The organism is Paenibacillus sp. J22P165, from assembly GCF_059692015.1.
The window spans coordinates 1-11008 of record NZ_JCAUAP010000028.1 but is presented as its reverse complement, the minus strand read 5'-3'; the positions used below and the strand labels follow the sequence as shown (position 1 = coordinate 11008).

Sequence of the window (11008 nt, the reverse complement as noted above, 5' to 3'; positions counted from 1 at the left end):
TTGATATACAAAAACAATGTGATAATTGAATAGTAATTCACTCTATGCTAGAACATATTCCTACACCGTAGGTATCCGCGCAGTTACATCCATCGACGGCATGACTGCTGACTGGGCGCGTATCCCTTGGGATGTGCTTGAGAAGATTTCCGTTCGTATCGTAAACGAAGTTGAAAACGTGAATCGTATCGTGTACGATATCACGTCCAAGCCGCCGGCTACGATTGAGTGGGAATAGGGGATAGCTTGTAAAAAGGACTCTCTTTTATTTGCGTTGTTTAGCGAATAAAAGAGAGTTTTTTCTATGACCAGAATTTGTATTGCCTTCTATCCTTTGGTGGGTGTAATATGAACATTACGTTTACTTTCATTAAGGGGAAGTTCATTTATAGGAGGAATCCATGAACGGGCAATTTTGGAGTATAGCAGCTTATAGTGCCTTCTTGCTTTTGTTGCTATCGTCTGCATGCTTTGCACTTAAAAAATTCAAAACTGGCCAATGGCTAGATCACAGGCGTGCATTCAACAAAGAAAGCGATGAACTTTCAAAGAAAACCGCCAAGCTATAGGAAGTGCAGACTTAATAAGCCCTAATCGCGTGTAAGTAGAACTCTTTTTGAGCTAAAGCGTATAGCTCAAAGGGAGTTTTTTATTTGATAAGCGAGAGGACTGGACAAATATGGTACATTAGTAATATTGCTTAATTTGATTGGAGGAATAGTTATGACAATAATCGCAGCGATCTTGGTCGGTCTTGTTGCGCTTGAGCATCTGTATATCTTGGTGCTGGAAATGTTCCTATGGACAACTCCACGTGCAATGAAATCATTTGGTATGACGAAAGAAAATGCTCAAATCACGAAGAGTTTGGCTGCTAATCAAGGGCTCTACAATGGTTTTCTGGCAGCTGGTCTTGTTTGGGGGCTTGTCCATCCAGATGCATCGATTGGGCGGTCGATTGAAATTTTCTTCCTAGTGTGTGTGCTCATTGCAGCCGCATTCGGAGGGGCTACCGCTAAGAAATCAATTCTACTCGTTCAGGGTTTGCCTGCACTAGCAGCGCTTGTTTTCGTTCTCCTTACCTAGCTGAAGGCTGTGTCTGCACAAAAATACTCCCTTTTATTTGCGTGTTTAGCAAATAGAAGGGAGTATTTTAATTTATTTGGATGAAGTCATAGCCTGTCGCCTCACACAGAACGCTAGAGGCCGCCGTAAGCTTGCTTGAGGGAATCCCAAGGTAAATACTTATCTGTACGTAGTAGAGTCTACAGGCGCAAAGCACAGCGACTGAGCGCGGATGGATGACGGCTTCATCCTCGAACGAGAGGCTCTATAACGAATGTTGATCTCGCTTCAGGTGCAGATGGCTGTTCGCCGCGCACAACCCATCCGTATGAAAGTACAGTCGTTAGACGGTTATACTCTTCTGCCGAAAGACTCGCAACGACTGACTCTTGACCCGCCTCGAGCTGCAGCTCAGGTTCCTGTCCAAACACGACAAGTATCCAGCTGGCGATACCGCGGAGCGTGTTGTATTTGATTTGGTAGCCGTGACGTACAGCTTGTTCGAACACATCGGGATCGCTGCTCTCAAGCTCAGTTAAGCGCGCATAGTCAAATTGGAATTTGCTATCGTCTACCGGAAGCTGCTGGCCAGTGCGAACCCGTTGAAGCAGCTCGTCTGTGGACCATCCTTGGTTCTTAAGTGATTCTAGGATGAGAGCATCCCATTGCGATAGTTTAACTAAACTTGATTCGGAAGTTGGCATATTGGTTCGCTCCTATCCATGCGCATGGCGTTGTTATGAAAGAGACTGCCCAATCGTCATATCGACGATGAGGCAGTCTTTTGCATGTTCAGCGGTGAATCTTACTTGCTGGCTTTATATTTGCTTAGGAAATCCTTTACTTTAGCTGGATCTGCTTTGACTTCTAAGCCTGTTTTGACAAGCGGGCTTAATGTCGAGATCGCTTTGAACTTATTGTTTTTGTAGTAAGCAAGGAATTCGTCTTGATTAATGGAGTGCAGCACAGCTTTTCTCAAGTCAGCACTTTTGGCAATATCACGGTTCTTGGTGTTGAACAGAAGGTACGACACAGCGTTACTAGGCATTGTTTGCAGTAAAAGCTTAGTATCGGCTTTAACAACATCGTACTTAGTCTCGGACACACCGTAGTACAGGTGAATCTCACCACTTCTTAGTGCGGATAGGGAAGCTTCAGCATCTTTGATGAAACGAATTTTGATAGAATCTACTTTTGGCTCATACTTTGTACCCTTCATATATCCAGGGTTTTTGTAGAAGACAGCTTCATAATCATTCTTGTACGACAGGATATAAGGACCGCTTGTTGCCAGCGTATTGTTGTATTTGGCACCTTCGGTAACCCCTGCTTGGTCGCCGTAGGCGATGTCTTTGTTCACATCATATTTAGCTACATCATATGTGTTGATGCTTTCGACTTGTTTCTTGGAGACGATACCAGCCGATTGATGAGCTAAATAGTTCAATACTTGTGGGAACGGCTCTGTCGTTGTCAATTTGACAACTTGATATTTGCCTTCTTTGTTGCTTACTTTCGTTTTGTCAGATACGAGGGAAGAGATTTTGGAGCTCAGCCCTTTTTCCAAGCCTGCTTTGATCGTGTCGGAGCTGCCGGAAATTTTAATGGAATCAAGAACCGCAGGGTCTGTTACGAGCTCTACGTTTTTAATGTGTTCATGCAGCGTAAATGTGCGGTGGTTAGGTACGGAATTTTTGTTCTTAGCACGATTCAACGAGAAGATAACATCTTCTGCGCCTACGCGTTCGCCAGAATCAGCTGCTAGCTTGTTCTTGATTTGTGCAAAGTTAATATCGTCACGCAGTACGAAATAGTAGTCTGAATTCCCTTCAGCAATTGCAAAGTTGTGAGAGAGAGAACCCTCAGCCGTTAGCTTGTCGTCGTCCGTCAAGTTAAGTAGGCGTACATACATGTTTGTGTTAATGATATTAATCGAACCGTCGTTCCCTTTGATTGGATCGAGCGATGTCAAAGACGGAAGTGTGGACTGCAGAATAATAGGATCTTTCGCGCGTTTAGCGGCATCTTTGAAATCAAGTTCTTCCCATGGTAGGGAGCGTGACTTCGAAAGTCGTACAGATTCTTTTTTTAATACATCTTGATTGAACGCTTGTGCTTTAAGTGAGTTGTAAAGTGGTGCGATGTACGCTTTGTCTAGAACGAGTTGCTGCTCGAATTTTTTGTAAGTCTCTGTATACTGTTCAGGCGTCTGAGATGCTGCTTGATCAATCAGTTTGTCGATTTCTGGATCGGACATGATGCTGTAGTCGCCGCCTGTTTTAAATAGGGAACGTACCGCATAGTCCGGGTTTCCGGTTACTGTAGTCCAGCTGGATAGGGCAGCGTCGAAGTTACCTGCATCCTGTTGGGCTTTGAACGTACCGTAATCCGGCTGAATGTTCAACTTAACGTTGAAGCCGTTCTTTGTAAGTTGATCACGAACGATGTTAAGGTCCGTTTCGTTAGCGCTCATACCGAGTAATTCGATATCTACAGGCGTAGTATTAGCGGCTGCTGTCGCACCTGCTGATGGTGTTGGTGTTGCAGCGGCTTCGTCTTTAGTTGTGAAATTGCATCCGCTAAGCATCATAGAGACACCGAGGATAACGGGGATGACGACCTTGCTTTTCTTAATCATAGTTTGACCCTCCTAGTAAATTTAAGTATATGAACGCACATTCATTCCATTATCCTTCAAGTTAAATCGTTACGATGAAGTCATGGAGTAAGAATGAATATTCCTAGATGAATAGCTTGTTTAGTCGAGCTTGGGATCAAGCGCATCGCGAAGACCGTCGCCAAGGAAGTTGAATGACAGCACTAGCGCAATAATGGCTAAGCCAGGATAGATGGCTGTATAAGAGTGAGTTTCGAGATAGGAGCTTCCTACCTTCAAAATATTGCCCCACTCGGGAATATGCGGCTCGACGCCGAGTCCGAGGTAGCTTAAGCTGCTCGTCGAGATGATAGCTCCGCCTACGGTCAACGTAGATTTGACAATCATTGGCGCAATCGAGTTAGGTACGATATGTCTGAGTAGAATGATTAGATCGCCTGCACCGAAAGCGCGCGCTGCCTGCACATATTCCAGTGTAGAGACGAGCAACACGTTGGCTCTCATAGTTCGTGCATAGGTGGGGATCGCCCCAATACTAAGCGCAATAATAAGATTAACCGTGTTGGCGCCGAATGCCGCGATGATCGCAATCGCCAATAGAATACCAGGAATCGCATAAAGGATGTCGAGCGCTCGCATGATGAGATTGTCTGTATTGCGTCCGTAGTAGCCAGATATCGCTCCCAATGTCCCCCCGATGATCACAGGGATCAATGTCGAGAGAATACCCACGAAGAGTGAGATACGTGCACCGAATACAATGCGAGAGAATAGACATCGGCCAAAGTTATCCGTACCAAGGGGATAAGTAAGGCTTGGTGATTGCAGGATAGCTGAGTAGTTATTATCGATAGCTAGCCCATAGTCGAACGTTAAGTAGCTGCACAATGAAATGGCTATCAAGAATCCGATGAACCACAGACCCAACATGGAAGTTGTACTGCGGGATAGCCGTTCGACAACCTCATTTAATTTGGTTCCCGACGAGCCTTCCTTGTTCTGAAGCTTGGTTATCAATAAGATGCCAAGTGCAAGAGCGAAGAGATTGCCCGTTAGCGAGGTTGCAAGCACCAGGACTGCGACGATCCAGAACCATTTGGGCAGAAGTTGTCGATCTGCATAGCGGGAGATCAGAAGTAAGCCAAGTATTTGTATGACGCCAGCGAATAAAATGAGAGCCATGCCAGGTACGAATAAATTGGATACATAGGGCTTAAAGACGTTTAACGCCGAAACGGCGAACACGAACACGGTTGTCAGCAGTGCGTAGACTGAGAGCGTGTAAATGGCACTACTCTTACGCTTGATGAGCTGAAAGGCTGCTGTTGCAATGAAGATATTCGCGGTCAGCAAGCTAATTAGCAGTACGTAACCTAGCCAACGCGTGGTGCGACGTATCTCCCCATACTGGAGCAGATCTCTTCGAATCAAGGCCATTGTCCCCAATTGGAGCAGAGCGAAGACCAAGTAGGAGACAAAGGCAGCGAAAACGACTGAATTCGTAGCCAAATGTGCACCTTCGAAGCTGTTAATCAACAGAACCAACGCCAAGCTTAAGGTGGCGATTCCGGCAAAGCTAGCCTGTCCGTATTCGGAGCAGGTCTGTAATCTGAAGTGAATGTCCTGTTTACTAAGTATCGGTTTCGTCACGTTGGTCACCTGCTAGTATTGTTTCATTTTGGAACGGATTCTTGGATCAAAAAAAGCGTATAGAATGTCGATGATGACATTTACGATAGAGATGGTGATCGCGGTATAGACGACACCGCCCATAATTGCGGGAATATCGGGGATAAACTGTTTGTCCACGATGTAACTCCCTATTCCGTTGATATTAAAAACTTTCTCCGTAACAGCAGCCCCACCCAGCATCCCACCGAACTGTAGTCCGATGACTGTGATAATCGGGATTAGCGCATTGCCTACGGCGTGCTTCCACAACACTTGTCTGCGAGAGAGTCCCTTCGCCCGAGCTGTAATGATGTAATCCTCGTGGATGACCTCCAATGTGGAAGAACGTGTCATCCGAGCGACTGCCGCTGTCAGTCCTGTCCCTAAGACGATGATTGGCATAATCATCGTTAAGGCGTTCTGCGGGTTATAGGTAGCAGGCAGCCAGTGCAGCTTGATGGAGAAATTCAAGATAAGAACCAAACCTTGCCAGAAGTTAGGGATCGACAAGCCGATCAGTGCAATTAACATGAACGTATAGTCCACAAAAGAATTTGGCCTTGTGGCCGAGATCAACCCAATCGGCAGTGCGATCAATACCGCTATTATCGTAGAGATAACAGTGAGCGTAAGCGTTACAGGAAATTTCGCAGCGATGGAGGTTGTGACAACTTCGTTGCCTGCGAATGATTTGCCTAAATCGAAGGTGATAATCCCTCGAAACGTGTCCCACAGTTGAACTAGATAAGGTTGATCCAATCCGTATAGCTTATTGAACGAAGCAATCTGCTCTGCTGTAGCGGTTTCTCCAATAATGTTAGCCGCTGGATTCATAGGCGACAGATATAGAATCGTAAAGACGAGAAAGGCGACGCCGAATATGACGAAAACGGTCATTACGAGCCGCTCCATAATATATTTGAGATAGGCGTTGCTATAGACGAACATCAGTGCATACATGAGAACGCCAGGTATTATGGATAAAGCAAGAAACGCAGGGTTTCGGATCAACTGGGTGAACGTATCCGCATAGGTGATCTTCGACTTAGTGTTTCCCTCTTGCGCCGCTTCAAGTTGACTCAGTAGCGCTTCCTTGAATTTGATCGCCGTAATCTGATTAGCTTCACGTTCCAGCTTCTCAGGCGCAACGGATTGACCAAAGAATTGGTGCTTGCGTTCAAGTTGTTCCTTCGTCTCTTCGAAAAGTCGATCTCGATAGCCGGAGGACGTCCATTGCTGTTCTAGCTTGTCCAGCGCAACCTTGTGCATACTATGCTTCTTACTGTACAGATAGACAGAATAGACGATTAGGTGCAAGGGAGCTCCCACTAGCAGTAGCAAAAAACGGTAAGTAGGATGCAATAGCATTTTGAAAAAGAGGTTCCCGAGTCGATCGACTAGTAGGGATTCTGTAGCTGCAGTGTGCCCGGTCAAGTTCGTATGCTCCTTTGTCGGTCAGTTTTTATATTGCATTATTCCGATCGATATAGTAGATTTTAAGAGTGGTAACGAAAAATGTCAATGAAAGTCGAAAAATTGTTTATTTTATTTGAATTATATAATTTATTTATCGTTGCGATATAATTAACTTATATTTTAACATGTATTTACGCATGATAGAAACTTTCTTTTCAAGTTTATCCCAACTCAAAGGTGATTATATGACATCCATTTTAGAAGTGAAGCAATTGTCAGTCTCTTTCTACGCTCGCGATAAGGAGGTTGAAGCGGTTCGGAATGTAAGCTTCTCCGTTCGCGAAGGAGAGACGCTGGGCATCGTAGGAGAATCCGGCAGCGGGAAAAGTGTTACTGCACGAACGATCATGCGGTTATTGCCGTCTCCGCCTTCGATGGTGAAGGGGGGACAAGTCCTCTTTCAAGGCCAGAACCTAGCTGATAAGTCAGATTTGGAGATGGAGCATATCCGCGGTCGCGATATCGGGATGATTTTTCAGGATCCGATGTCCTCACTTAACCCGACGATGCGCATTGGTCGGCAGATTGAAGAGAGTCTAATCAAGCATCGGGGACTGGGGAAACAGGAAGCACAGCAGGAAGCTATCGAGATGCTGAAGCTAGTTGGTATCCCTTTCCCAGAAACACGCTACTATCAGTATCCCCATGAGTTTTCCGGTGGTATGCGTCAACGTGTAATGATTGCAATCGCGCTTGCTTGCCGGCCGTCGCTGCTTATTGCGGACGAGCCGACCACATCGCTTGATGTAACCATTCAGGCGCAAATTTTGAATCAGATGAAAGAAATTCAGCGGAAGCTTGGCACGTCCATTATTTTGATTACCCATGATCTAGGTGTCGTGGCAGGTATGTGTGATCGGGTCGTGGTTATGAAGGATGGCGAGGTTGTGGAGACGGGCACGACAGAAGAAATTTTTTCTGCACCGAAGCATCCCTACACGATACGACTGCTGAATTCACTGCCAAGGCTTGATGAGAAAAAGAAACCTAAGCTGGTCTCCGCTGTGAGTCGTTCAGCAGATGAGCGTCCCTTGCTTCAGGTTAGATCACTGAAACAACATTTCAACTTAGGTAAGGGTCAGATCATCAAAGCCGTCAATGATATCAGCTTTGATATCCGTGCGGGGGAGACGCTTGGTGTTGTGGGAGAATCAGGTAGTGGTAAATCCACCACAGGCCGAACGATTTTACGCTTAAACGAGGCAACGGGTGGAGAAGTGCTCTACAAGGGGATCTCACTTAACCGTTTATCCCGCGGTGAGATGAAGACGATGCGACGCTATATGCAGATGATCTTCCAGGATCCGTATGCTTCATTGAATCCGCGTATGCGCGTTGCCGACATCATTGGGGAAGCACTTGACCTTCATCGGATGACGAAAAGCAAGTCTGAGCGTCAGCATAGGATCGAGGAATTGCTGGAGATGGTTGGACTTAGCGCAGCTCATGCTATGCGCTACCCGCATGAGTTCTCTGGCGGACAGCGGCAGCGAATCGGCATCGCACGAACATTGGCGGTAGAGCCGGAATTTATCGTTTGCGATGAGCCGTTGTCGGCGCTGGACGTATCTATTCAGGCACAGATCGTTAAACTTCTGGAGGAGCTGCAGCAGAGGTTGGGGTTAACATACCTATTTATCGCGCACGACCTCTCGATGGTCAAACATATCAGCGACCGTGTGGCGGTCATGTACAAAGGCAAAATCGTAGAGCTAGCGGAGAGCGAAGAGTTGTATGCGAATCCGTTGCATGCGTATACCAAGTCACTGCTTGCGGCCATTCCTGTACCCAATCCAGCGATAGAGTCTCGCAAGAAGTTCGTGCCGCTCCTCGATCCGTCCATTCAAGATCCGTACGGGTTGGACCGTTCGCGATTTGTTGAAGTGCAGCCTGGGCATTGGCTGGCTGTAGTAGACTAACATAAACAAACGATGAGAAGCGTGTCTCTTCATACAGAAGAGATGCGCTTTTTTGCGTTTTTGAAAATTATGTAGTGGGGTGAAAGGTACCTTCTTTTAGATGCTATTTTCGTTCTTTTCAGGAGGAAGCAGGGACCTAATGAAAAGACGAACGATTTGTTATTATTTACCCTATAAACGTTCGTCTTTTTTTATTGACACTTGCCCAATTCTTCAATAGAATATGAAATTGGATAACAGTTTTTCGTATAATCTCGGGGATTGGCCTGGGAGTTTCTACGAGATCACCGCAAATGATCTGGCTACGAAAAAAAGGAACGGTATCCCTATGAGTTTTTTCTGTAACTTCACTTTTTGAAGGCAGCCCTCATATGGACGGCTCCTTTTTCGTACCCGGAATCAGACACCACGATTCCGGGTTTTTTGCTGTTGGCCGGAAAGCATATAGGTACACGTTGCTTCACACAACCCTGCTAAACGCGTTCGTCCTAGAGGGACGATAAAGGCGTTTATCTGTGGTTCCCCACCATTCATTAGGAGGAGTAGGAAGATGGATTTGGATCGGTTTTTTAAGTTGAAACAAAATGGCACCACCGTAAGAACAGAAATCATGGCGGGGATCACGACGTTCATGACCATGGCTTACATCCTAGCAGTAAATCCAGATATCCTGAGTGCTTTTAAAACAGGAGCAACTGGTGGAGACTGGACCTCTGTGTTTTTAGCAACAGCTATCGCGGCAGGCGTCATGACGATTGCAATGGGGCTTTTCGTTAATTTCCCAGTAGCTTTAGCTCCGGGAATGGGTTTAAATGCGTACTTCGCGACTATCATTTTGACGTCACAAGGTAAATTTACGTTTTCGATGGCTCTCACAGCCGTGTTTATTTCGGGGATTATCTTCATTATCCTTACGATTACGAAAATGCGTCAAATGCTTCTTGTTGCTATCCCAGATAGTTTGAAGCATGCGATTACTGTGGGAATTGGTTTGTTTATCGCGATGATCGGATTTAAAAACAGCGGTATCCTTACTGTAGCCGTTGAATCAGGTACTGATATTAAAGCACATCAATTTACGGATGTTCTTTCTTTTGAAACTATTTTCCATATGGGTTCATTAGAAAATAAAGGTGTCATTTTAACACTCGTCGGAATTTTGTTGATTTCTATTTTGCTGGTAATGCGTGTGCGTGGCGCGATTCTATTCGGGATTCTAGGAACGACTGTAGTCGGTTATTTCATGGGTATGGTTGATTTAGCTACATTAACTAGCAGCGAAACAACATGGGTACCGGATATGTCAAAGCTGCGTTTCGCAGATTTTGATTTCGCAGGCATTATGACAACAGGAATCGTATCTGTTATCGTTACTTTCACGTTCGTTGAGCTATTCGATACATTCGGTACAATGGTAGGAACAGCGAATCGTGCTGGTATTATGAAGAATAAAGAAGAGGGTACCAAACGCGTAGGTAAAGCGATGTTCGTTGATGCGATCGGCGTCAGCGGTGGTGCATTAGTTGGAACGAGTACAGTAACAGCGTTTGTAGAGAGCTCAGCAGGTGTAGCCGAAGGTGGTCGCACAGGTTTAACAGCAGTATCTACAGGTGTATGTTTCTTGCTTGCTCTGTTCTTAGCACCAATTGTTATGCTAATCCCGGGTTCTGCAACTGCGGCAGCATTGATTGTGGTAGGTGTTCTAATGGTTCAATCCATTAAAGAGATCGACTTCCAAGACTTTGTTATCGCGATCCCAGCGTTCCTGACAATAGTATTAATGCCTTTCACATACAACATTGCAAACGGCATTTCCTTCGGTATCGTTACTTATGTAGTTCTTGCTGCAGCAGCTAATGCGAGTGGCAAAAGTGAACAGAAATACAGTGTCCACTGGTTAATGTGGGTACTAGCTATTCTAATCATTGCTCGATACGTCTTTATTGGAAGCCAAGGTTAATAGAAGGTAAGGCTCTGGTGCATCATGCGCCAGGGCCTTTTTAATTGTCGTTTTTTACCATGAGATAAAAACTTGCATTCCCTTGGAGGATTTGTTATATTACTCCTTGTCGCTTCGGCGGTCGAACGAAAGAACGAATGAACGAAAGAAACTTTCTGAAAAAAGTTCTTGCATTCGAATAAGCTGATGTGGTATATTACTTCTCGCTGCTTCGGTAACACGGCAGTGAACGAAAGAAATTGATCTTTGAAAACTGAACAACGAGTGAGTAAGCACAGTCGAGTAATCGACTATAAAAGA

The 11008-nt window shown here is 45.4% G+C and carries 8 protein-coding genes, 1 pseudogene and 1 riboswitch; of the genes and pseudogenes, 5 read left to right on the top strand and 4 right to left on the bottom strand.

What is annotated here, in order from left to right; genetic code table 11:
* Positions 1-46: 46 nt before the first annotated feature.
* From AC58QM_RS35020 to AC58QM_RS35010, 3 genes and pseudogenes are all read left to right on the top strand, one after another.
* Positions 47-238: pseudogene (locus AC58QM_RS35020) on the top strand (GMP synthase (glutamine-hydrolyzing)); the annotation flags it as partial.
* Positions 239-401: 163 nt separating this feature from the next.
* A complete protein-coding gene (locus tag AC58QM_RS35015; RefSeq protein WP_497289282.1) occupies positions 402-569 on the top strand; it encodes a hypothetical protein in 168 nt (55 codons plus the stop codon).
* Between the two features lie 154 nt (positions 570-723).
* On the top strand, positions 724-1086 hold the full coding sequence (locus tag AC58QM_RS35010; protein ID WP_497289281.1) for a DUF1304 domain-containing protein: 363 nt from the start codon (positions 724-726) through the stop codon (positions 1084-1086).
* 224 nt (positions 1087-1310) lie between these two features.
* On the opposite strand, the gene AC58QM_RS35005 is transcribed toward AC58QM_RS35010, so the two are convergent.
* From AC58QM_RS35005 to AC58QM_RS34990, 4 genes are all read right to left on the bottom strand, one after another.
* Positions 1311-1769 carry a hypothetical protein gene (locus AC58QM_RS35005; protein WP_497289280.1) on the bottom strand — a complete coding sequence of 153 codons (459 nt, stop codon included), beginning with the start codon at positions 1767-1769 and terminating at the stop codon, positions 1311-1313.
* Between the two features lie 101 nt (positions 1770-1870).
* Positions 1871-3703, bottom strand: coding sequence for an ABC transporter substrate-binding protein (locus AC58QM_RS35000; protein WP_497289279.1), 1833 nt, complete (start codon positions 3701-3703; stop codon positions 1871-1873).
* Positions 3704-3823: 120 nt separating this feature from the next.
* Positions 3824-5332, bottom strand: a complete 1509-nt coding sequence (locus AC58QM_RS34995; protein ID WP_497289278.1) for an ABC transporter permease — start codon at positions 5330-5332, stop codon at positions 3824-3826.
* Between the two features lie 12 nt (positions 5333-5344).
* Entirely contained in the window at positions 5345-6787 is a 1443-nt protein-coding gene (locus AC58QM_RS34990) for an ABC transporter permease (RefSeq protein WP_497289277.1), read from the bottom strand.
* Between the two features lie 227 nt (positions 6788-7014).
* Here AC58QM_RS34990 and AC58QM_RS34985 point away from each other — a divergent pair, with 227 nt between their 5' ends.
* Positions 7015-8748 carry an ABC transporter ATP-binding protein gene (locus tag AC58QM_RS34985; RefSeq protein ID WP_497289276.1) on the top strand — a complete coding sequence of 578 codons (1734 nt, stop codon included), beginning with the start codon at positions 7015-7017 and terminating at the stop codon, positions 8746-8748.
* A 224-nt stretch (positions 8749-8972) separates the two neighbouring features.
* A riboswitch (purine riboswitch) is annotated at positions 8973-9073 on the top strand.
* A 231-nt stretch (positions 9074-9304) separates the two neighbouring features.
* The gene (locus AC58QM_RS34980) at positions 9305-10708 is read left to right on the top strand and encodes an NCS2 family permease (protein WP_497289295.1); all 1404 of its coding nucleotides are present in this window, start codon (positions 9305-9307) and stop codon (positions 10706-10708) included.
* Positions 10709-11008: the final 300 nt, after the last annotated feature.

Excerpts from the sequence above, each read along its gene's own strand:
- AC58QM_RS35015 (WP_497289282.1), top strand. The coding sequence starts at position 402 with ATGAACGGGCAATTTTGGAGTATAGCAGCTTATAGTGCCTTCTTGCTT.
- AC58QM_RS35010 (WP_497289281.1), top strand. The coding sequence starts at position 724 with ATGACAATAATCGCAGCGATCTTGGTCGGTCTTGTTGCGCTTGAGCAT.
- AC58QM_RS35005 (WP_497289280.1), bottom strand. The coding sequence starts at position 1,769 with ATGCCAACTTCCGAATCAAGTTTAGTTAAACTATCGCAATGGGATGCT.
- AC58QM_RS35000 (WP_497289279.1), bottom strand. The coding sequence starts at position 3,703 with ATGATTAAGAAAAGCAAGGTCGTCATCCCCGTTATCCTCGGTGTCTCT.
- AC58QM_RS34985 (WP_497289276.1), top strand. The coding sequence starts at position 7,015 with ATGACATCCATTTTAGAAGTGAAGCAATTGTCAGTCTCTTTCTACGCT.